Raw genomic sequence first — 23,733 nt, 5'->3', positions numbered from 1 at the left:
GTCGGCAAAGCGTTGATGACCACATTGGTCGTGATAGAGTCCACGCAACCAGCCGCATTTGTTACGATGACCTTATAGGTACCGGCATTTGCGAGGGTTACATTCGGGATAGACGGATTTTGCAGAGCAGAAGTGAATCCGTTCGGACCTTTCCATAGATAGGATGTGCCACCACCGGAAGTCAGGTTCAAAGTCTTACCAACGCAAACCGGGGTATTGCTACCGATAGTCGGAGTCGGCAAAGCGTTGATGACCACATTGGTCGTGATAGAGTCCACGCAACCAGCCGCATTTGTTACGATGACCTTATAGGTACCGGCATTTGCGAGGGTTACATTCGGGATAGACGGATTTTGCAGAGCAGAAGTGAATCCGTTCGGACCTTTCCATAGATAGGATGTGCCACCACCGGAAGTCAGGTTCAAAGTCTTACCAACGCAAACCGGGGTATTGCTACCGATAGTCGGAGTCGGCAAAGCGTTGATGACCACATTGGTCGTGATAGAGTCCACGCAACCAGCCGCATTTGTTACGATGACCTTATAGGTACCGGCATTTGCGAGTGTTACATTCGGGATAGACGGATTTTGCAGAGCAGAAGTGAATCCGTTCGGACCTTTCCATTGATAGGATGTACCACCACCGGAAGTCAGGTTCAAAGTCTTACCAACGCAAACCGGGGTATTGCTACCGATAGTCGGGGTCGGCAAAGCGTTGATGACCACATTGGTAGTGATAGAGTCCACGCAACCGGCCGCATTTGTGACGATGACCTTATAGGTACCGGCATTTGCGAGTGTTACATTCGGGATAGACGGATTTTGCAGAGCAGAAGTGAATCCGTTCGGACCTTTCCATTGATAGGATGTACCTCCACCAGAAGTCAGATTCAAAGTCTTACCAACACAAACCGGAGTATTGCTACCGATAGTCGGAGTCGGCAAAGTATTGATGACCACATTGGTAGTGATAGAGTCCACGCAACCAGCCGCATTTGTTACGATGACCTTATAGGTACCGGCATTTGCGAGGGTTACATTCGGGATAGACGGATTTTGCAGAGTAGAAGTGAATCCGTTCGGACCTTTCCATAGATAGGATGTGCCACCACCGGAAGTCAGGTTCAAAGTCTTACCAACGCAAACCGGGGTATTGCTACCGATAGTCGGAGTTGGCAAAGTATTGATAACGACAGTTGTGGTAGTTGAGTCAACACACCCAGCCGCATTCGTTACAATGACTTTGTAGATTCCCGCCATAGCTGCAGTAACATCTGTTCTGGTCGGATTTTGCAGTGTAGAGGTGAATCCGTCCGGACCTTTCCATAGATAGGATGTGCCACCGCTGGATGTCAGGTTCAAAGTTTTACCTACGCAGATAGGTCCATTGTTTCCAGCTGTTGGATTTGGTTTCGGATTAACAACTACAATTCCTGTATCAGGATCGGAATAACATCCGTTAGCACCTATAGCGACAACAACAGCAAATGGCACAATAGCCGGATTTACAGTTAAAGTGTTAGATGTTGTTGGAGTTCCTCCATTCCATGAATACATAAAATAAGGAGTTGGGGGAGTTGTAGATGTGTCATAGAATGGAATTCCTCCATTCGCGATAGTTGTAGCCGTAAAAGTAACAGATGGAGCGCCTTGGCAGATAACAGGATTGTTTACAGATACTTTAGGTTTAGTGCTGATCTCTGCCATTACAAAGTCTTTCATTTCTGCTGACCAGGAGGTTCCGGAAGTAAGGGTAGTGATAAGAGCTCTGGAATAGCAGGGTTCTGCTTGTTGTCCAGGGGCTCCTCCGACTAAATTAAGATCCAGGTAACCTTCAAAGAATTCGTATTGATCATATTGAACTGAAGGGAAAGGCCATCCAGAGGGGACGTTAGCTAGGTTTTGATTTGAGAAAATATCCCAGACAACACCTCTGGTATAGCCAGCACTGTTGATTGAGTCCAGTCCCGTTCCATTCCATTTTGCCACTCGGATATCCGCTTGAGCGCCACCGTTGACTAAGTTGATCTGGACGTATAAGTCCCCAATAGCGTGTTCACCGTGGAATGTGTTGTCTGGAGCCGGATTGGGATAAATATCCCCATTTTTAAACAACCAGAAACCCAAAGTACATGAGCCATTGTTTACAATACGGTCGAAGAAACAGTACAAAAAAGTATGGCCAAATGTCGGACTGCTGACTACCGGGTCTTGGTTAATGGCAAATCCAACGTTGCTAAGGTCAACTTTTGGTGTTGATTTCTGGTCAGTCCAACGCCAGCTAGATATTGGTTGATCGGTTTTTGATCCCTGTACCAGAATGTTATCACCCGTAAAGCTGAATGGGTCATTAATAATCCCCTTAACCGGTATTGCCGGGTTATTTAAAACGTAAGGCCATCCGGTGGGATCTGTTTCAGTCAATATATAGGGATATCCATCAATAAGCGGAGGAGTCCCTTGTCCATACGCTTTGGTTCCCCAAAGCATCAATGTCAGGAAGATGGACAGAATGTACCACCCTCGCGATCGTAAGTCAAATTGTGTTTTCATAACTTCTAAAATTTAAGTGAGTTATTAGAAGAGAGGATACAGCTTTATTTAGGCTGTTTTTAATGAAAACATCGACGAGTAGTAAGACCCCTTTGGGGTCATATTCATGTGCGGCAAGAAATTGTATAAAACAACAATCGCTGATTAACTTTCTATATACATACAACATAGGTCCTTCCTCTTATATATCTTTCGCCGGAGATACATTATATAATATAAGAAGGATGATTAAGGAAAAAAAACGGGCGAGGGAAAAAAGAGAAAGAACTGAATTTCCATATCCATCTATGGGTCGGAAAGCGCTGCAAGCTTTTGCAGTAAATAATAGATTGATTTTGCTTTTTCAGATTGATTTTAGGTTTTAGGTTAATACTATGGTGTGGAAATGAAATACTTATGGATGTGCATCATATTGATGTTTGACGAATCTATAAATAAAACATGCGGTATGTGGAATGGTTCTATATAGCGTGGATTAATCGTGTGTAAATAAGTGTAATAACTGTGTAGTTGTGTGGTCGCTATTTAGAGCTTATTTGTAATCAATGCGTATATTATAGAATAAAAATGCGTCTTCGAACTGTATATCCAAAGACGCATTTGTTATTTTTGAAGTAAAGTGAGGCTTTTTATACCCGGCTGGCTTTCAATCCACGGATAACCGCAGAGGTAAAGCCGGCATGCTCCATTTCGTTTAATCCCTTGATGGTGATGCCTCCCGGAGTGGTTACTTTATCGATCTCCACTTCCGGGTGAGAGCCGTTGGCTAACAGTAATTCTACCGCGCCTTTAACAGTCTGTGCAACAATTTCTTTTGCGGCTTCGGGGTAGAATCCCATCTCCACGCCACCTTCCATTGCGGCACGTACATAGCGAAGTGCATAAGCAGTTCCGCAAGAGGCAAGGGCTGTACCTGCACTCATCATCTTTTCATCCACGATGATGGATTTACCCAATTCGTCAAAGATGGATTTGATCAAAGCCTCTTGTTCATCGGTTGCGTTGCATGACGCCATGATGGTCATGCTTTCCAGGATCGAGATAGCGGTATTCGGGATCACGCGAAATAGGATCGGATCGTAACAATCGTCTTTTTTGAGGAATTCATTCAACTGGTCGAAGGTGATTCCCGCAGCGATAGATACAATGATCTGTTTTTCGTAGTCGATTTCACCTTTCAACTGTTCCAGCACCGATTCCATCAGCCATGGTTTCAGCGCTACGACAATGATATCAGCATCATTGATGGCTTTTTTGCTGTCGGATGTGGTGTTGATTTTTTCGTTGAATGCTTTGAGTGAATCCAGCGCTTGCTGGTTGAGGTCTGATACGGTGATGTTTTCCGCTTTGACCAATGTTCCCTGTGTGAGGCCCCGGGCAATGGCTCCGCCCATGTTTCCTCCTCCGATAATAGCTATTTGCATAGTAAAAGGAATTTGTTAATGCGTCTATATGTTTAGTAATCGTAAAATATACCGATGTGAAATGGTTGGCATTATAGAATTTTACCTCAATTTACAATGATTGCAAACTAAAGTATCTGTGGTGGTCAAAGTTACAGATTCCGATTCATTCAGCCAATCTTTTTTAAGACTAATCCAATGAACAATGAATTACAGGTGGTTGTTTGATTTTATCGCAAACGGATTAAAATCAAGGCAAAATGAAGACAAGTTGGATATATCTGCTAATACTCTTTTTTCTGCCCAATTGTATTCAGTCACAGAAAAAGAACAACATCATGGATAAGTTTAATAAACTGACTCCCGAGGAGGAGTATGTCATTATCAAAAAGGGAACGGAACGTCCTTTTACGGGCAAGTACGTGAATTTTAAAGGGAAAGGTCTCTATCTCTGTCGTCAGTGTAATGCGCCGCTATACCGCTCTTCCGATAAATTTGAATCGGAATGTGGCTGGCCTTCGTTTGATGATGAGATTCCCGGAGCGGTGAAGCGCATCCCGGACGCTGACGGACAACGTACCGAGATTGTCTGTGCACATTGCGGCGGTCACCTGGGACATGTTTTTCTGGGCGAAGGATTTACTCCGAAAAATACCCGCCATTGTGTGAATTCTGTTTCGTTGGATTTTGCTCCTGCCGATACAGCCTATTTTGCTTCCGGTTGTTTCTGGGGAACGGAATATTACTTTGAACGAGCCAAAGGGGTGATTACCACTGATGTCGGATATATGGGAGGTCATTTGAAACACCCGACCTACAAGGAGGTATGTACGGGAACAACCGGTCATGTGGAGACCACTCAGGTGGTGTTCGATACCCGTAAAACCACTTATGAAGAGATGGTGAAGCTCTTTTTTGAAACGCACGATTTTACACAGGTTGATGGCCAGGGACCCGATATCGGACCGCAATATCACTCCGTGCTTTTTTATGAAAACGAACAGCAACATGCTCTTGCAGAGAAGTATATGCAGATTTTGAGGCAAAAAGGTTATCACGTTGCCACAAAGCTGGCACCGGCTTCCCAATTCTGGCGGGCTGAAGAGTATCACCAGAATTATTACACTCACAAAAACGGTACTCCTTACTGCCATATTTACCGGAAAATATTCTGATTATCTGGTTCTATAACGTTTTGGGTAGATATCTATACTATCCTCCATTAGGGGGAGAATTCCCCTGATGGATTTCGTGAAATAATTTGGAGCAAACTCTATCTTTAATGATTTTTGCCACGAATCCACGAATTAAAGTATTGCTTTTAACCTGTAGATAATCAGATATAATAAAGGGCGTAACTTCACGAATCTTTTTTCATTACTGAAAAAAGAAAAGATACAATTTATTCGTGGATTCGTGGCTAAGAATGGTTCAAAACTATTTTATACCAACAACCTTTTAGAACCGATTATTTCTTTCGGATTGCCTTAAAAAACTGTCAAATACCTGAAAAGCGTCATTTGGCAGTTTTTTATGCTGAGGAGAGGATGTTGAGTCGGGATTGATTTTTATCCAAATTGATTGTCTGATAGGAGAGTAGCAGTTTCTGTAATTTGGATTGAATAAAAATGATAGGGGGATAAAAAGATTCTTGTTTTTGCTTTTACAAACCCTGTTTAATTCTAAATCGTAACTAAATAAGCGCTCGGGATTTTATATTAGAAGAAAAAGTGGTTATTTTGCAACAAAATGAAATTAGCAAGAAGCCTGTTTTATTATTCGGTTTTTTCAGTCTGTAAATCGGGACTAAATGTCTAAATTTGCACCACTTATGCCGAAAGTGGAAAGTCTTGATTTTGAATTGTTTAAGAAACAGAACTGAAGGTTTTGATAGGTTGGGGTAGTTTTAAACAAGACTTTTGTCCTGAAATCAGGGAAATTGCCTGATTGAGAATGCAAATCACAGGCATTTCGAAATAATCAAAAAAGATAGTTGTTATGAAGTTTACAAAGATGCACGGAGCCGGCAACGACTACGTTTACATAAACGGTTTTGCCGAGAAAGTTGAAAACCCTGCTGAGCTGGCGATTAAAGTGAGTAACCGTAACTTTGGAATCGGTTCTGACGGTTTGGTGTTGATTTTGCCATCTGCTACCTGCGATTTTCGTATGAGTATGTTCAATGCTGACGGTTCTGAAGCCGAGATGTGTGGAAATGCTTCCCGTTGCGTGGGTAAATACGTGTATGACTTCGGATTAACAACCAAAACTCAAATCACCCTCGAGACTCTTGCCGGTGTGAAAAATCTCAAGCTGAACGTAGAGAACGGCGAAGTCTCTTCTGTTTGTGTGGATATGGGCGAGCCAATTCTGGTTCCCGCAAATATTCCGGTAAATGCGGAAGGCGAAACGGCAATCAATATCCCTATCGAAGTAAACGGCGTGACTTACAAAGCGACCTGTATATCGATGGGGAATCCTCACGCAGTGATTTTTGTGGATGATGTGGCGAACTTCGATGTACATGGCATTGGTCGTATCATTGAAAATCACCCGCTGTTTCCGAAACGTACCAATGTTGAGTTTTGTCAGGTAGTATCTCCTTCTGTGCTCAAAATGCGTGTTTGGGAACGTGGTTCAGGTGAAACCCTGGCTTGTGGAACAGGCGCTTGCGCTACTCTGGTGGCTGCTTCGCTTAACGGCGTTTCATCCAATGAGGCAAAACTGGAGCTGCTTGGTGGCGACCTCAATATCGAATGGAGAAAGAGCGACAACCGCATCTACATGACCGGTCCAGCTACGAAAGTTTTCTCCGGTGAACTTTACTAATCAGATTTCAACGAATTAATAATCACTTAAACGTCAAATGACATGAGGCCTGGATAGGTGTCAGTCATTTACATTCAGGTTCAATATAATTATGGCTTTAGTCAACGACAATTTTCTTAAACTTCCCGGAAACTACCTGTTTTCGGATATCGCGAAAAAGGTAAATGCATTCAAGGTGGTTCACCCAGAAGCTAACCTGATTAGACTGGGTATTGGTGACGTGACCCGTCCGCTTGCACCGGCAGTAATTAACGCTCTTCACTCAGCTGTTGATGAAATGGGTGCTGAAGAGACTTTCCGTGGGTACGGTCCTGAGCAAGGATATCGTTTCCTGATTGATACCATCATCAAAAACGATTTCGAGCCACGTGGCGTTAAACTTGATCCGGATGAAGTGTTTATCAGCGACGGCGCTAAAAGTGATACCGGTAACATCGGTGATATCCTTCGTCATGACAACCGTGTAGCGGTTACTGACCCTGTTTACCCTGTTTATGTTGACTCAAACGTAATGGGTGTACGTGCGGGAGACCTTCAGATTGACGGTCGTTGGAGCAATATCGTGTACATCCCTTGTACTGCTGAAAATAACTTTACACCGGAATTGCCGGAGAAACGTGTAGATATGATCTACCTGTGTTATCCAAACAACCCGACCGGTACTGTTTTGAATAAAAAACAGTTGAAAAAATGGGTGGATTACGCATTGGAAAACGAAGTGTTGATTTTGTTTGATGCAGCTTACGAAGCGTTCATCCGCGAAGAAGATGTACCACACTCAATCTACGAAATCAAAGGTGCAAAACAATGTGCTATCGAATTCCGCAGTTTCTCTAAGACAGCAGGATTTACCGGTTTGCGTTGTGGCTACACCGTTGTGCCAAAAGAATTGATGGGTCGTACTCCGGACGGACAAAAAGTATCGTTGAACGGATTGTGGAACCGTCGTCAGTGTACTAAGTTCAACGGTACTGCTTATATTATCCAGAAAGCTGCCGAGGCTGTTTATTCTCCTGAAGGAAAAGCTCAGGTGAGAGCAACCATCGACTATTATATGGAAAATGCGAAAATGATTCGCGAAGGTTTGGAGGCTACCGGTTTGCAGATCTTTGGTGGAACTAATGCGCCTTACATCTGGTTGAAAACGCCGCAAGATGTAACTTCATGGAAATTCTTTGACCGTCTGCTTTACGAATGCCACGTGGTAGGTACTCCGGGTGTTGGTTTCGGACCAAGCGGTGAAGGTTATTTCCGATTGACAGCGTTTGGTAGCCGTGAGAATACACAGGAAGCTATCGAGCGTATAAAAAATTGGAAAATCTAATTCACTCGTGAGCTGATTCTGAACATTCTATGTAACTTTGCAGGCTAATTTAGAATTTTCAAACCAACATATTTTAAGGATGGCACTCTATTTCCCTAAAAACTATCGGCCGAAACTTGCTCCCGAATCGATGGAGCATGCAATTAAGCTACTGAAAGACACATTCCAACAGGAACTTTCCAAACAACTGCGTTTACGTCGTGTAACTGCTCCATTGTTTGTCCTGGCCGGAACCGGTATCAACGATGACCTGAACGGTACAGAAAGAGCTGTTGGCTTCCCGATTAAATGTATGGGCGAGCGTCGCGCCGAGGTAGTTCACTCTTTGGCCAAATGGAAAAGAATGAAACTGGGCGAGCATGACATTGCTCCCGGATTTGGTCTGTACACCGATATGAATGCAATCCGTGCCGATGAGGACCTGGATAATATCCACTCACTGTATGTGGATCAATGGGACTGGGAACGCACTATCGTAGCGGAAGATCGGAATGTAGAGTTCCTGAAAGATATTGTTGTGAAAATCTATGAGGCGCTGAAGCACATCGAAGCGTTGGTGTATCACCAATTTAATCATATCACTCCTTGCTTGCCTGAGGAAATCACGTTCATTCATACTGAAGAGTTGTTGGCGCTTTACCCGCACCTGACTCCGAAAGAGCGTGAATTTGAGGCGGCTAAGAAATACGGTGCGATATTCGTAATCGGTATTGGTGGCCAAATGGCAGATGGCAAGAAGCATGACGGACGTGCTCCGGATTACGATGACTGGTCAACCATCGCCGAAAACGGACTTCCGGGTCTTAACGGTGACATCGTATTGTGGAACCCTGTTCTGGATAATGCTTTCGAGATTTCTTCCATGGGTATCCGTGTGGACAAAGCTGCATTGCTGCGTCAGTTGGAAATCGAGGGTTGCCTGGACAGAACGAAGATGACGTTCCACAAAGCATTGCTTGAAGACCGCATTCCGCTTTCCATCGGAGGAGGTATCGGACAGTCCCGCCTTTGTATGTATTTCCTACGCTGCGCCCACATCGGTGAGGTTCAGGCGTCCATCTGGCCGGAAGAGATGATTGCAGAGTGTGCTGCGAATAATATTTTCCTGAAATAAAAAAACGCATGGTTACCTATTCCGACATTGACCTAAACCGAATATGCCGGAATCACAGATTATTTATCAGAATAATAATAGAAATAAATAAACAGGAAGCCGCTTTAGCCTCCTTTCAGGGAGGCTTTAGTCCGGCGCTGTAAAGCGTCATTCAAGCTGTCATTTTCGCTGCACTGCGGGAATGACTTTGCTTGTATAACGTTGGAAGGCTCCGGAGGTGGCAAATAATTTAACAACGAAAATGATAGAACAAGGATTGTACAGCCCCGATTTTGAGCACGATGCGTGTGGTGTAGGTTTGTTGGTAAACATCCAGGGCACCAAATCTCACGACGTTGTAGAGAAAGGGTTGAAAGTGCTTGAGCACATGGTACACCGTGGGGCTGAAAATGCTGACCCCAAAACCGGTGATGGTGCCGGAATCATGGTTCAGATTCCGCACGAGTTTATTCTGCTTCAAGGTATCCCAGTGCCTGAGAAAGGCCGTTACGGAACCGGTTTGGTTTTTCTTCCGAAAGACGCAAGCGAGCAAACATGGTGCTTGAACAAAATCAAAGAAGTCATTGAAGGTGAATCGTTACAGTTGATTGCTGTACGTGACGTGCCTGTTGACAGTACACAAATTGGTGAAACTGCTGCTGCGGTAGAACCGGACATCAAACAAATCTTTATCACCGGAGATTTCTCTCAGGAAGATTTGGAACGTAAACTTTACGTTGTTCGCAAGAAAATCGAAAAAGCAGTTCTTGCTTCTGCATTGAAAGTAAAACGCAGCTGTTATATTGTGAGCCTTTCTACACGTACCATTATTTATAAAGGTATGTTGTCATCACTTCAATTGCGTTACTACTATCCAGACCTGACCAGCCCATACTTCACTTCAGGTATGTCGTTGGTACACTCTCGTTTCTCTACCAACACATTCCCGACATGGGATTTGGCTCAGCCATTCCGTTTGGTAGGTCACAACGGTGAGATCAATACTATCCGCGGTAACCGTTCATGGATGGAAGCTCGTTTGAGCTTGTTGAATCCTAAAACATTAGGTTGCTCTATTGAAGATATTTCCCCTGTTATCCAGCCTGCGATGAGTGATAGTGCATCATTCGACAACGCATTGGAATTCTTCATCATGTCAGGTATGAGCCTGCCTCACGCTTTGTCAATGATGGTTCCTGAAAGCTGGAATGCTAAAAACCCTATCTCTTCTGAACTGAAAGCATTCTATGAATTCCATAGTATCCTGATGGAACCATGGGATGGTCCTGCTACTATCCTGTTCTCTGATGGTCGCTACGCTGGTGGTATGCTTGACCGTAACGGTTTGCGTCCTGCTCGTTACCTGATCACTCAGGACGATATGATGGTGGTTGCATCTGAAACCGGTGTATTGGCTTTCGATGCTGCTGAAATCAAAGAGAAAGGTCGTCTGTCTCCGGGTAAAATGTTGATGGTTGACACTGAAGCCGGAACCGTAACTTATGACCCTGAATTGAAACAGGAGCTTGCAGCTGCTCACCCTTACAAAGAGTGGTTGGCTCAGAACCGTATCAACCTTGACGATATCCAGTCAGGACGTAGCGTTAAACACGCTGTTGACAACTACGATGCAAAACTGAAAGCATTCGGTTATACTAAAGAAGACGTTAACACTCTTATCCTTCCGATGGGACGTGATGGTGGTGAACCAACAGCTTCAATGGGTAACGATACTCCGCTTGCAGTTATTTCAAGCAAACCACAACCGTTGTTCCGTTACTTCCGTCAGCAGTTTGCTCAGGTAACCAACCCACCAATTGACCCAATCCGCGAAGAATTGGTAATGTCTCACACCGGTTACATCGGAGCTATTACCGAAGACCTGTTGGAGCCATCAGCTAACCTTTGCAAAATGGTTCGTCTGAACAGCGGTTTGTTGACCAATACTCAATTCGATATTCTTTGCAATCTGCAATACAAAGGCTTCAAAAACACTACTCTTCCTACCTTGTTCAAAGCAAGCGAAGGCGAGAAAGGTCTTGAAGCTGCATTGGAAGATTTGGTTGCTAAAGCAGAAGCAGCAGCTGACGCTGACATCAACTACATCATCCTGTCTGACCGTGGCGTAAACGCTGAAATGGCTCCAATCCCTGCATTGCTGGCTGTTTCGGCAGTTCACCATCACCTGATCAGCAAACGCAAACGCATGCAAATCGCATTAGTTCTTGAATCAGGAGAGCCTCGCGAAATCATGGACTTTGCATTGTTGTTCGGTTACGGTGTGAGCGCAATCAATCCTTATATGGCATTCGCTATTCTGGATAAATTGGTTAAAGACAAAGACATTCAGCTTGACTATCACACTGCCGAGAAAAAATACCTCAAAGCTGTTGACAAAGGCTTGTTGAAGGTTCTTTCTAAAATGGGTATTTCGACCCTTGCGAGCTACAAAGGCGCTAAGATCTTCGAAGCAATCGGTATCTCAAGCAAACTGGTTGACAAATACTTCACCGGTACAGTTACCAAAATCGAAGGTATCGAACTGGAAGATATCGCCCGTGAAACTGTAGCGTTGCATACAAAAGCTTTCCACTGGACAGTTGACGCTCCGCAATTGGATAATCAGGGTAACTACGCTTACCGTCGTGACGGAGAGAAACACGCATGGAACCCGGAATCAATTACTGCATTGCAGTTGGCAACACGTCTTGGAAGCTACAAGAAATTTAAAGAATATACTAAAGTCGTTGACGAAAAGGCAGAGCGTATCTTCCTGCGTGACTTCATGCAGTACAAACGCAATCCGATCGACATTTCTAAAGTAGAACCTGCTTCAGAAATTACCAAACGTTTCGTAACCGGTGCGATGTCATTCGGTTCTATCTCGAAAGAGGCTCACGAAGCGATGGCAATCGCGATGAACATCCTCGGTGGTAAAAGTAATACCGGTGAGGGTGGTGAAGATCCGGAACGTTTCAAAAAACTTGCTGACGGTACTTCTAAACGTAGTGCTATCAAACAGGTGGCTTCAGGTCGTTTCGGTGTGACTACCGAGTACCTCGTTAACGCTGATGAAATCCAGATCAAAATCGCTCAAGGTGCTAAACCGGGTGAAGGTGGTCAGCTTCCGGGCTTCAAAGTGGATAAAGTGATTGCTAAAACCCGTCACTCAATCCCTGGAATCTCGTTGATTTCACCTCCTCCTCACCACGATATCTACTCTATCGAGGACTTGGCTCAGTTGATTTACGACTTGAAAAACGTAAACCCTACTGCAAACATCAGTGTGAAACTGGTATCTGAAAGTGGTGTGGGTACAATTGCTGCCGGTGTGGCTAAAGCTAAAGCTGACCTGATCATCATCGCTGGTGCTGAAGGTGGTACTGGTGCTTCTCCTGCCAGCTCAATCAAACACGCAGGTCTTCCTTCAGAGCTTGGTTTGGCTGAAACTCAGCAAACACTCGTTATCAATAACCTTCGCGGTCAGGTTAGACTGCAAACTGACGGTCAGTTGAAAACAGGTCGCGATATCGTTATCGCTGCTATGTTGGGTGCTGAAGAGTTCGGTTTCGCAACTTCTGCATTGATCGTATTGGGTTGTGTGATGATGCGTAAATGTCACTTGAATACCTGCCCTGTGGGTGTGGCTACTCAGGATGAAGAGTTGCGCAAACGTTTCGTAGGTAAATACGAATACCTCGTTAACTTCTTTACTTACCTGGCTGAAGAGGTACGTGAGCATCTGGCTGAAATGGGTTACACCAAACTGGATGACATCATCGGCCATACTGAACTGATCGAATTCAAACCGGATAACGCTAATCCGAAAGTACAGAAAATCGACCTGTCGAAACTGTTGTACACTCCGGCTGAAGCAAAAGAAAATGCCATCCGTAAAGTGAAAGATCAGATTCACGAAATTCACGAGATCCTTGACCGTGAACTGATCAAAGCATCTCAGTATGCTATCAATTCAGGAAAACCGGTACAGCAAGACTTCCCAATCGTGAACGTTAACCGTTCTGTTGGGGTAATGTTGTCAGGTGAAGTGGCTAAAAAATACGGAAACGAAGGCTTGCCTGAAGACACTATCCGTTTCAACTTCAAAGGTTCTGCCGGACAAAGTTTCGGTGCGTTCCTGGCGAAAGGTGTAACCTTCCGTCTTGAAGGAGATGCGAATGACTACCTTGGTAAAGGTATCTCTGGTGGTAAAGTAATCGTTGTTCCTCCAACAGGAAGCAAATTCGCTCCGGAAGAAAACATCATTGCAGGTAACACTATGCTTTATGGTGCTACAAGTGGAGAGGTTTACATCAACGGTCGCGTAGGTGAGCGTTTCTGTGTGCGTAACAGTGGTGCTACTGCTGTTGTGGAAGGTACAGGTGACCACTGTTGTGAGTACATGACCGGCGGTCGCACTGTAGTTCTTGGTACTGTCGGACGTAACTTCGCTGCCGGTATGAGTGGTGGTGTGGCTTACGTTTGGAATAAGGAAGGCAACTTCGACTTCTTCTGTAATATGGAAATGGTAGAGCTTACCCTGGTAGAAGATATGTACGATGCAAAAGAGCTTAAAGGCTACATCGAACGTCACTTCGAATACACTCAGAGTCCGCTTGCAAAACGCATGTTGGAAAACTGGGATCAGTACCTCGGCCAGTTCATCAAAGTAACACCAATTGAGTACAAAAAGGTGTTGGTTGAAGAAAAGGCAGAAGCTCTTAAAAAAAAAATAGCTGAAGTCGAGAGAGATTATTAATAAAGTAATGGATCAGACGGAATAAACCCCGTCTGGTTTAACTAAGAATATTATGGGAAATCCTAAAGCATTTTTATCAATATTACGCAAAGAAGCCGGATATCGTCCGATTTCTGAGAGAATCATGGACTACAGCGAGGTGGAGCAAACCCTGAACCTGGAAGATCGCAAACTTCAGGCTTCACGCTGTATGGACTGTGGTATACCTTTCTGCCACTGGGCTTGTCCGGTAGCAAACCGCCAGCCGGAATGGCAGGATCTGGCTTACAAAGGAAAATGGAAAGAAGCTTACGAATCATTGGTAGCAACTGACGACTTTCCTGAATTCACAGGCCGTATCTGTCCTGCACCATGCGAAAAAGCATGTGTGTTGAAATTGTCTGCTGACAGCCCTGTAACTATCCGCGAAAACGAAGCTTCTATCGTAGAAAAAGCGTTTGCAGAAGGTTATATAAAAGCGAATCCTCCTAAATACCGTTCAGGTAAAAAAGTAGCTGTAATCGGTGGTGGTCCTGCCGGTATGGCTGCGGCTAACCAGCTGAACCTGAAGGGTCACACTGTTACTTTGTTCGAAAAGAACGAAGCGATCGGAGGTCTTCTTCGTTTCGGTATTCCTGATTTCAAACTGAACAAAAAAATCATTGATCGTCGTTTGGCGTTGATGGCTGAAGAAGGTGTAGAGTTCAAAACCGGCGTAAATGTTGGTAAAGACATCACCGGAAAAGAGATCATGGAACAATTCGACGCTGTATGTTTGGCTGTAGGTGCTGAGCAACCACGTGACCTGCCTATCAAAGGCCGTGAGTTGAAAGGCGTTTACTTCGCTCTTGAATTCCTGGGACAGCAAAACCGTGTAGTTGCGGGTAAAACTTTCTCTGATGCAGAGCGTATCAGCGCAAAAGGCAAACACGTATTGGTAATCGGTGGTGGTGATACTGGTTCTGACTGTGTGGGTACTTCTGTACGTCATGGAGCAGCAAGCGTTACTCAGATCGAGATCATGCCTATGCCTCCTGCACACCACAACCCGGCTACTCCATGGCCAACTTACCCGATGGTGTTGAAAACTTCTTCTTCTCACGAAGAAGGATGTACCCGTCGTTGGAACCTTGAAACTAAACAATTCCTCGGTAAAGACGGTCAGTTGACTGAAGTTGAGATCGAAGAAGTAGAATGGAGACAAGGTGAAACCGGTATGACAATCCACCGCACAGGAAACAAGGAGACTTTGAAAGTTGACTTGGTATTCCTTGCAATGGGATTCGTTCACCCGGTACACGAAGGTTTGTTGACCGAACTTGGAGTTGAGTTGGATGGCCGCAAAAACGTAGCTGTTAACGCTGCACAGCAAAGCTCTGTAAGCAAGGTATTTGCAGCAGGTGATGCTCACCTGGGTGCCAGCCTTGTGGTAAGAGCAATTGCTTCAGGTCGCAAAGCTGCTGAGGAAATCGACACGTTCCTTAAATAACATTCATTTATATAGAACACAGACTATTCTGTAGTCCGTTTCTCATGGATTATGCGTAATTTTGTAGCGCAAAAAACGAGAAGCCGGGGATCAGACATAGTCTGTGTTCTCTTTTTATTTTTATACAAAAACTTTATTCCTGAAAGATGTCCGATAGCATCAAACACGAATGTGGTATAGCCATGATCCGGCTACTAAAGCCACTTGAATACTACAAGGAGAAGTACGGGACTGAGTCCTATGGGTTAAACAAGCTCTATCTCTTGATGGAGAAACAGCATAACCGCGGCCAGGAAGGCGCCGGTGTGGCTTGTGTAAAACTAAACGCTCAACCCGGTGAAGAGTATATCTTTCGGGAAAGACAACTTGGCTCTAATGCCATTCACAACGCTTTTGAGAGCATCAACAAAGACATCGTCAATGCCTCAAACAGACACAACGTACCTTTCAGGGGCGAGCTGTATATGGGACACCTCCGCTACAGTACCACAGGCCGCTCGGGTATTTCTTACGTTCACCCTTTCCTCCGTCGTAACAACTGGAAAAGCCGTAACATCGCGCTTGCCGGTAACTTTAACCTGACCAACGTTGACGAGATCTTCAACTTCATCGTATCTCAGGGCCAGCACCCACGACACAACGCAGACACATTTATCATTCTTGAATTAATTGGTTACCTACTCGATCAGGAGGTGGAGAAGCTACACGAACGGTTTAAAGCCCAGGCGGTAAGCGGAGCTGATCTCAATCAGTTGATTGAAGAACATCTTGACGTAGAGCGAATCATCGGAGAAGCCAGCCGCATGTGGGATGGTGGTTACGTAATGTGTGGTCTTATCGGTTGCGGCGATATGTTTGCTTTCCGTGATCCATGGGGTATCCGCCCGGCATTCTACTATCAGGATGATGAGGTCGTGGTGGTTGCATCTGAACGTCCGGTGATCCAGACGGTGATGAACGTTCAGTACGAAGATGTAAACGAACTGCTTCCGGGACAAAGTATTGTGGTGAAACAAAACGGAGCCGTGAAACTGACACAGATTCATGAGCCGAAAAACGTTTCTCCATGTTCATTCGAGCGCATCTACTTCTCCCGCGGAAGTGACAAAGATATTTACAACGAGCGTAAAGAGCTCGGAAACCTGTTGGTAGAACCGGTATTGAAAGCCATCGACTACGATGTGGACAACACCGTTTTTTCATTCATCCCCAACACCGCAGAAGTTGCTTTCTACGGCCTCGTGGGTGGTATGATGAACTACTACAACCAGAAGAAAGTCCGCATGATCCGTGAGCGAAACGGTAACATCACGGATGCGGAATTACAGTCAATCATCGAGAAACGTATCCGTTTCGAGAAGGTGGCGATCAAAGACATCAAGCTGCGTACCTTTATTGCCGAAGACGGTAACCGCAACGACCTGGCCACTCACGTGTATGACATCACTTACGGGTCTATCCGTCCGGGTATCGATAATCTGGTGGTGATTGATGACAGTATCGTACGTGGTACTACTTTGAAACAAAGTATTATCAAGATCCTTGACCGTCTGCAACCGAAGAAGATCGTAATAGTATCCTCTTCACCACAGATCCGTTTCCCGGACTGCTACGGTATTGATATGTCGCGCATGAACGAGTTTATCGCCTTCAAAGCGGCTATCGAATTGTTGAAAGACGATGGTAACGAGAGCCTGATTCAGGAGGTATATGCGAAGTCAAAAGCACAGGAAGGCAAGTCAAAAGAAGAGGTGGTGAACTTCGTAAACGAAATCTACAGCAACTATACTGACGAGCAGGTTTCAGCAAAGATTGCAGAAATTCTGACTCCAAAAGGAACAAAAGCGAAAGTGGAAATCGTTTACCAATCCATCGAAGCGCTTCACAAAGCTTGTCCGAACAACAAAGGTGACTGGTACTTCTCCGGAAACTATCCGACTCCGGGTGGAACCCGTCTTGTCAACCAGGCTTTCATCAATTACATCGAGGGAAGCGACAAACGTTTCGTGGAATAAGAACCATTTGCACAGATATAGAAAATCCCGATCAACAGCTGTTGGTCGGGATTTTTGTATATAACATTTTTCTAAGTTATCCGGATGTGTTTTTAACGAATAAATCCTCTATTTTTGCACCCGGTAATTTACCCCGTATTAGTTGAAAATTAAAATCATAGCAATGAGAAAGATTAGTTTGAAGTTATTCGTAGCCTTGCTGGCTGTGGTGGCTGTATCCTGCAAAACGGCTCAGATAGAGAAACCCCGGGAGTCGTACATTCCATCGGGCATTGCCCCGGCTGTATCAGAACTTCCCCTTCAGGTGGAACTGGATGTGAAAAAACTCGAAGCGGCTATCAACCAGAAGATGAACGGGCTGATCTTTGAAGGCTCCAACGTAGCCGACAAAGACCTGACCGTAAAAGTGTGGAAGGCGCAACCTTTTACCTTCACCATCAATAACAACGTGATTGAATACCGTGTGCCGCTTAAAATCTGGACCCGTTTTGCCTGGAAGGTACAGAAGCTGGGCATTACCCTTTCCGATAATTATGAAGCAAACGGAACCATTGCATTGTCTTATAAAACCGCTATCACGCTGGATAAAAACTGGAAGCTGGTGGCTAAAACCACCTCTAACGGCTACCAGTGGATCGAGACGCCGAAGCTGAACGTAGCCGGCATCAGCGTACCGGTAGGTCCGGTCGCTAACCTGGCATTGACCCGCTGCGAAAAGATTATCGACGAGAAGATTGACAAAGCATTGTCTGACGCTGTGGATTTGAAGAAATACGTGTCGCAGGCCTGGTCGGAAGTGCAAAAACCGATGCAGGTCAGCCCCGAAAACCAGATGTGGCTGAAGGTGACGCCGAAAGACGTTTACGTGTCGCCGTTCATCACCAATGGCAATAAACTGAACATGGCGATTTCACTTTATTCGCAGATTGAATCGGTCATCGGAGCGCAGCCGTTGATGGGCACTAAGACAGCTCTTCCTGAGTTCAAATATGTGAATCGCCCGCCGCAACAATTTACACTCAATCTGGCTGCTGACGTGACGTTCGAGAAGATTGCCGAGATGGCGAAGAAACAGTTGGTGAACCAGACTTTCGAGCAAGCTGGTAAAAAGATTACCATCAAAGACCTGTCGATTTATGGCAGCAACGGCAAAGCGATTTTCATTGCCGACCTCATTGGCTCGATCAAGGGTAAGGTTTATTTCACCGGTAACCTGACATTCAACAAGGAGAAAAACGCCATTGAAATCACCGAACCGGAGTTTGACATCAAGACCAAAAACGTGTTGGCCAAATCAGCAAACTGGTTGCTTCACGGCATGATTCTGAATAAGATCACTCCTTACCTGACCTATCCGGTAACCGACCAATTGAAACAACTAACTTCTGATACCAATAAGATGCTGGCCAACTATTCGGTTTATCCGGGTGTTAGCCTTCAGGGAAAACTGAGCAATGTAACGGTTGAAAACCTTTCACTGGTTCCGGGAGCTGTCCGTATGCTGGCCTCTGCCAAAGGAAACGTAGGCGTGAAGCTGGCGGATCTGAAGTTCTGACCGGATTAATATTTCTTACACCGGACAGGTGATTTTCTTTCAGGTAAATGCTTACCTTTGAGAAAATCACCTGTTTGTTTTTAATGGGGTTGTCCTGTGAATAAACCCTTCGGAATGTACAACTTATTGGATTTGGCCGTTGTTTAACAAGTAGCTGTAATCCTCCCGCCTGACCCGGTTTGAAATGAAACTTTTCAGATTATTCATCGTCGCCTGGCTCAGTACGTTTCCGTTTACCGGACGACTGCTTGCTGCGCCTGCCGATTCTTTGCTGAGCAAGGAGGATACGGTTCAGCGTGCCCGTGCGAATCTTTTCTATGATGCCTTGAGACAACGTTTCAATAAGCCGGGACTGAAGGGAATGGTGGTGAAATCCATCATCAGTCCGGGCAAGAAGAACGGTAGCGCTGAGCATAGCCTGGTGAAGGAGAAGAAATATTACGAAGCGTTCAAGGGGTTGACGATAAGGGAGGTCTCAATCATCCGTTCCAATGTGTATAATGATGTTGATTCACTGACCGGTGTTCGTAAGTTACTGCACAACTGGCACTGGCTTTCCACTGAACAGACTATCCGCCGTTATTTACTGATAAAAAAGGGAAAGGTTATCGATCCCGATCTGATGGTAAGGAATGAACAATTGCTGCGTACTTTACCCTTTTTGCAAGACGCGTATATTGTATTGCAACAGATCGGAGATAAGGAAGCTGATGTTTACATTTACACACACGATAACCTTTCGTTAAGCCCCGCCTTTACCTCCGAAGGCATTCGCCGGTATTACGTTTCCGTAGCGGAAAACAACCTCCGGGGAACGGGAAGCAAGCTCGAGTTCGGGTCATACCTGAGCTCTGAGAAACCGATGTATCGCGGATACAGAGGCGATTTTAAGGCATTTAATTTATATGGGACTTTTTTCGATTTTGATTTGCTGGCCTATAAAGATTATACCATATCGGACTACCAGACTTCGCTGGATAAAAGCTTCCTGTTGCCCACCGATTACGCCGGGGGATTGTCCTTTGAGCGGAAACGTTACAATGATTACCAGCGAATCGGAGATACAACCGTGCTCATAGTGAATCACATCTGGAATATCTGGGGTGGAAAATCCTTCCGCGTTTCGCCAAAGTTTGGTAGCCTTTATGCCGGTTTACGCTGCTTTGATTCCTATTATCCCAACCGGTATGATGTCAATCCGGCATTCAACCTTAAATTCCATAATGTCAAAGGGCTGTTTCTCACAACAGGGATATATAAAGAGGACTTCTACCGGGGCAACCTGATTTACGGGTTTGGTAAAAGCGAGGATATTCCTTATGGTTTTAAACTGGAGTTCACGGGTGGAATGTCAAATGATGAATACGACACATTGCGTACTTATGTGGCAGGTCGGTTGCAATTTGCGCAAAAGACCCGGTTCGGATATCTGAATGAGGATTTGCAGATGGGGACCTATTATAATACCCATACCGGGAGATATGAAAATTCGGTACTCTCCGCGAATACGAATTATTTTACCAACCTTATTTCAATAGGAAAATGGGGGTTGCGTAATTTCTTTACAGCCCGTTACATGTATGGATTCAACCGGACAGTGGGGGAGGGGGAGAAGCTCACTTTTAATAGTGAAAATACACCGCGGGCTATACGTCTTACCAGCATGAGCCATATTATGGGGTATCGTCGTCTGGTTACGAATCTGGAATCTGTTGCGTTTAGTCCGTTGTATGTGTACGGCTTCCGCTTTGCACTTTACGGATTCTGGGACTATGCCTGGATTGGGTATAACCGGAATATCTTCAAGAATGATTCTTATACGACGGTAGGTTTAGGGATTCGGGTAAAAAACGAACGGTTGATTTTCCAGACCATTCAATTGCGCTTCGGCGTTGCGCTTAAAAAACCACCGGGTGCGGAAATGGACTGGATAAATGTATCAGAATTGCAAAGGATGAATTCTACCCGGATAATCCCCGGAAAACCGGCTGAGATTGAATACAGGTAAGTGAATGAAGAATGGGAAATAAAAAGTGAAGAATGAACAGAGAGTTTATCGTCTCTGCATTCTTCACTTTTTCATTCTTATTTCTTCATTATAACCTATTCAAGGTAAGTATATCCGTAAAGTCCTGAGCGGTAGTTTGACAAGAACTCGCGTCCTTCTTCAGCGGTAATGGTTCCGTTTTTCACTGAGGTAGTAACCCAGGTTTCCACGGTACGAACCATCTTCTTCGGATTGTACTGTACGTAATCGAGTACCTCGTCGATGGTCTCCCCATCAATGATTTTCTCAATCTCGTACTCGTCTTCATATACCTTGATGTGAATCGCATTGGTATCGCCAAACAGGTTATGCAGGTCTCCCAGAATTTCCTGATATGCACCCACGAGGAATACCCCGAAATAATATTTCTCATTCCTTTTCAGAGCATGTACAGGCAAACTGTTAGAGTAACTGCGCGATGTGACAAAATTATCGATTTTGCCATCAGAATCGCAGGTGATATCCTGTATGGTAGCCGAAAGCTCCGGTCTCTCATCCAGTCGGCTGATCGGGATAATCGGGAATACTTGGTCGATAGCCCATGAGTCAGGTAATGACTGGAACAGCGAGAAGTTACAGAAATATTTATCCGGCAACATCTTGGCAATCTTTTTCAATTCATCCGGAGCATGCTTCATCTCTTCAGCTGCAGCTTGTACTTCGCGGGCGATAGACCAAAAGAGTCGCTCTACCTGGGCACGGGTTTTCAGATCAACAAGGCCAAGGCTAAAGCGATCGAGAGTCTCTTCCCGTATCTGCAAAGCATCGTGCCAGGTCTCCATCAGACGCGGCTGATTGATATTACCCCAAAGCTCGTAAAGCTCCTGTACCAGTTCGTGCGCATCTTCCTCCAGATCCTCGTTGGCGTTCCACGTCGGTAATGTGGCGGTTTCCAGTACCTCAAAAACAAGTACCGAGTGATGAGCGGTCAATGAGCGACCTGATTCGGTGATAATATTAGGATGGGGAATTTCGTTCTTTTCGCAGGCATCCACCAATGTCGAGATCGAGTCATTGACATACTCCTGAATGGAATAGTTCATGCTGTAACCGGTGGATGAAGAACGGGTTCCGTCGTAGTCAACTCCCAGACCACCACCAATGTCCACGAAGTCGATTTCGAATTCCATTTTCCGAAGCTGCACATAGAATTGCGAAGCCTCTTTCAGAGCATTCTTGATGTTGCGGATTTTGGTTACCTGGCTGCCAATGTGGAAATGGATCAGCTTCAGGCAATCGCGCATTTTATTTTTATCGATAAAGTCGAGCGCTTCGAGCAGCTCGCTGGAGTTGAGTCCGAACTTACTTACGTCACCGCCCGATTCTTCCCATTTACCACTGCCCGAGCTGGCCAGCTTGATGCGGATACCGATGTTGGGACGGACTTTAAGTCGTTTAGATATTGTGGAGATCAGCTTCAGCTCGTTGAGTTTCTCTACTACGAGGAAGATGCGTTTACCCATCTTCTGAGCCAATAGTGCCAGTTCGATGTATGTTTCGTCTTTATAGCCATTACAGATGATCATCGACTTCACGTCAACGTCAATTGCGAGTACGGCGTGTAGTTCAGGTTTAGAACCTGCCTCCAGTCCGATATTGAATTTCTTTCCGTGGCGTACCAGCTCCTCCACCACTGGACGCATCTGGTTTACCTTAATCGGATAGATAATATGATTGTTCGCCTGGAATCCATACTCTTCGGCTGCTACCTTAAAGCAGTTTGAAATCTTCTCGATACGGTTATCGAGGATGTCAGGGAAACGAAGCAGCATGGGCGAAGTCACGTCGCGAACCTGAAGTTCATCGATCAATTCTTTCAAATCGACCGCGGCGCAACCTTTTTTTGGAGTGACGGTTGCATGTCCCTTTTCATTGATAGAGAAGTAGTTGAGTCCCCACCCGTTGATGTTGTAGAGCTCAGCTGAATCTTCAATACGCCATTTTCTCATTTACGTGAAAGCGATAGGAGGGTGGATAATAAAATTTAGCCTGCGAAAATACAACTATTCTCCGAATAATCAATGTGTTTTAGTAAGCCGTGGGGCTTTGGCAAGCTTCGCTTTTGGAATTATTAGGGAAAATGAAAAAGCGCAATGCCGGTGAGGGGATTGCGCTATCTGGGAAAGTATTTGTAAATATCTTTGCGATGGAGACATCTGATAAAAGTAATTGAATCGTTTTCTATCAAAATGCCTAATCTATATTCACCAATTCTGATTCGGTAGAAGTTTTCAGCTCCTTTCAATTTCTTTAGATTCTTGATTGATGAAATTTGTTCAATAGTCATGATCTGCTCGATACAATCTGCAATTTTCAAGTGAAATGACTTATCCTTTATTTTATTGACATCCTTTTCAAAGGACTTGTCGATACGAACAATCATTTCCGAAGTTTTTTTAGAAAAGAATCTGTGTCAACATATTCATCGGTTTTAGCAGCCTTGATGGCATGTACAAGACCCAAATCTTCCATATCTGCCTCCGATAAAGTCTTGGCTTTAATCCCTATCTTTTTGGCAATTTCCATCAATAGTTTTAGGTCTGATTTTGAATCTGTATCTAAGAGTATTGCTTGCATAATTTCATTTTTTTGATTTACACAAAGATAACGTGATAAACAGAACATTGCCAAAAGGTTGTCCATTAATTATTTGAAAAAGAAAAGCGCAACACCAATCAGGCATTGCGC

Annotated in this window: 14 protein-coding genes; 9 read left to right on the top strand and 5 right to left on the bottom strand. The window is 44.8% G+C overall.

Annotated elements, in window-relative coordinates:
- The coding region (locus MLE17_RS06980; protein WP_243348036.1) for a hypothetical protein at positions 1 to 2,552 on the bottom strand (2,552 nt) is incomplete at its 3' end.
- Positions 2,553 to 3,181: 629 nt separating this feature from the next.
- A complete protein-coding gene (gene proC / locus MLE17_RS06975) occupies positions 3,182 to 3,976 on the bottom strand; it encodes a pyrroline-5-carboxylate reductase (RefSeq protein WP_243348035.1) in 795 nt (264 codons plus the stop codon).
- A 239-nt stretch (positions 3,977 to 4,215) separates the two neighbouring features.
- Between proC and MLE17_RS06970 the strand changes: the two genes are divergently transcribed.
- From MLE17_RS06970 to MLE17_RS06930, 9 genes are all read left to right on the top strand, one after another.
- On the top strand, positions 4,216 to 5,130 hold the full coding sequence (locus MLE17_RS06970) for a bifunctional methionine sulfoxide reductase B/A protein (RefSeq protein ID WP_243348034.1): 915 nt from the start codon (positions 4,216 to 4,218) through the stop codon (positions 5,128 to 5,130).
- A gap of 823 nt (positions 5,131 to 5,953) precedes the next feature.
- Complete coding sequence (dapF, locus tag MLE17_RS06965; RefSeq protein ID WP_243348033.1) at positions 5,954 to 6,784, top strand: diaminopimelate epimerase; 831 nt, start codon at positions 5,954 to 5,956, stop codon at positions 6,782 to 6,784.
- A gap of 91 nt (positions 6,785 to 6,875) precedes the next feature.
- Positions 6,876 to 8,108, top strand: coding sequence for an LL-diaminopimelate aminotransferase (locus tag MLE17_RS06960; protein ID WP_243348032.1), 1,233 nt, complete (start codon positions 6,876 to 6,878; stop codon positions 8,106 to 8,108).
- 79 nt (positions 8,109 to 8,187) lie between these two features.
- Positions 8,188 to 9,222 carry an aspartate--ammonia ligase gene (asnA, locus tag MLE17_RS06955; protein WP_243348031.1) on the top strand — a complete coding sequence of 345 codons (1,035 nt, stop codon included), beginning with the start codon at positions 8,188 to 8,190 and terminating at the stop codon, positions 9,220 to 9,222.
- A 241-nt stretch (positions 9,223 to 9,463) separates the two neighbouring features.
- Positions 9,464 to 13,960, top strand: a complete 4,497-nt coding sequence (gltB, locus tag MLE17_RS06950; protein ID WP_243348030.1) for a glutamate synthase large subunit — start codon at positions 9,464 to 9,466, stop codon at positions 13,958 to 13,960.
- Between the two features lie 52 nt (positions 13,961 to 14,012).
- Complete coding sequence (locus tag MLE17_RS06945; protein WP_243348029.1) at positions 14,013 to 15,428, top strand: glutamate synthase subunit beta; 1,416 nt, start codon at positions 14,013 to 14,015, stop codon at positions 15,426 to 15,428.
- 146 nt (positions 15,429 to 15,574) lie between these two features.
- Positions 15,575 to 17,443, top strand: coding sequence for an amidophosphoribosyltransferase (locus MLE17_RS06940; RefSeq protein ID WP_243348028.1), 1,869 nt, complete (start codon positions 15,575 to 15,577; stop codon positions 17,441 to 17,443).
- 163 nt (positions 17,444 to 17,606) lie between these two features.
- The gene (locus MLE17_RS06935; RefSeq protein WP_243348027.1) at positions 17,607 to 18,998 is read left to right on the top strand and encodes a DUF4403 family protein; all 1,392 of its coding nucleotides are present in this window, start codon (positions 17,607 to 17,609) and stop codon (positions 18,996 to 18,998) included.
- 184 nt (positions 18,999 to 19,182) lie between these two features.
- Entirely contained in the window at positions 19,183 to 21,006 is a 1,824-nt protein-coding gene (locus tag MLE17_RS06930) for a hypothetical protein (RefSeq protein ID WP_243348026.1), read from the top strand.
- 95 nt (positions 21,007 to 21,101) lie between these two features.
- On the opposite strand, the gene speA is transcribed toward MLE17_RS06930, so the two are convergent.
- The 3 genes from speA to MLE17_RS06920 form a co-directional block, all read right to left on the bottom strand.
- Entirely contained in the window at positions 21,102 to 22,994 is a 1,893-nt protein-coding gene (speA, locus tag MLE17_RS06925; protein ID WP_243348025.1) for a biosynthetic arginine decarboxylase, read from the bottom strand.
- 164 nt (positions 22,995 to 23,158) lie between these two features.
- Positions 23,159 to 23,428: a type II toxin-antitoxin system RelE family toxin gene (locus MLE17_RS18940; protein WP_410795602.1), complete on the bottom strand. Its 270-nt coding sequence runs from the start codon at positions 23,426 to 23,428 to the stop codon at positions 23,159 to 23,161.
- Entirely contained in the window at positions 23,425 to 23,622 is a 198-nt protein-coding gene (locus MLE17_RS06920; RefSeq protein ID WP_243348024.1) for a hypothetical protein, read from the bottom strand. Before MLE17_RS06920 ends, MLE17_RS18940 begins: the two co-directional genes overlap by 4 nt.
- Positions 23,623 to 23,733 lie beyond the last annotated feature (111 nt).

Source organism: Parabacteroides sp. FAFU027 (genome assembly GCF_022808675.1).
Classification (GTDB): domain Bacteria; phylum Bacteroidota; class Bacteroidia; order Bacteroidales; family UBA7332; genus CAXXIC01.
The sequence above is the reverse complement of the archived record's forward strand: the minus strand, read 5'-3'. Positions and strand labels throughout refer to the sequence as shown.

Coding starts and splice junctions, on each gene's coding strand:
- proC (WP_243348035.1), bottom strand. CDS start 3,976: ATGCAAATAGCTATTATCGGAGGAGGAAACATGGGCGGAGCCATTGCC.
- MLE17_RS06970 (WP_243348034.1), top strand. CDS start 4,216: ATGAAGACAAGTTGGATATATCTGCTAATACTCTTTTTTCTGCCCAAT.
- dapF (WP_243348033.1), top strand. CDS start 5,954: ATGAAGTTTACAAAGATGCACGGAGCCGGCAACGACTACGTTTACATA.
- MLE17_RS06960 (WP_243348032.1), top strand. CDS start 6,876: ATGGCTTTAGTCAACGACAATTTTCTTAAACTTCCCGGAAACTACCTG.
- asnA (WP_243348031.1), top strand. CDS start 8,188: ATGGCACTCTATTTCCCTAAAAACTATCGGCCGAAACTTGCTCCCGAA.
- gltB (WP_243348030.1), top strand. CDS start 9,464: ATGATAGAACAAGGATTGTACAGCCCCGATTTTGAGCACGATGCGTGT.
- MLE17_RS06945 (WP_243348029.1), top strand. CDS start 14,013: ATGGGAAATCCTAAAGCATTTTTATCAATATTACGCAAAGAAGCCGGA.
- MLE17_RS06940 (WP_243348028.1), top strand. CDS start 15,575: ATGTCCGATAGCATCAAACACGAATGTGGTATAGCCATGATCCGGCTA.
- MLE17_RS06935 (WP_243348027.1), top strand. CDS start 17,607: ATGAGAAAGATTAGTTTGAAGTTATTCGTAGCCTTGCTGGCTGTGGTG.
- MLE17_RS06930 (WP_243348026.1), top strand. CDS start 19,183: ATGAAACTTTTCAGATTATTCATCGTCGCCTGGCTCAGTACGTTTCCG.
- speA (WP_243348025.1), bottom strand. CDS start 22,994: ATGAGAAAATGGCGTATTGAAGATTCAGCTGAGCTCTACAACATCAAC.
- MLE17_RS18940 (WP_410795602.1), bottom strand. CDS start 23,428: ATGATTGTTCGTATCGACAAGTCCTTTGAAAAGGATGTCAATAAAATA.
- MLE17_RS06920 (WP_243348024.1), bottom strand. CDS start 23,622: ATGCAAGCAATACTCTTAGATACAGATTCAAAATCAGACCTAAAACTA.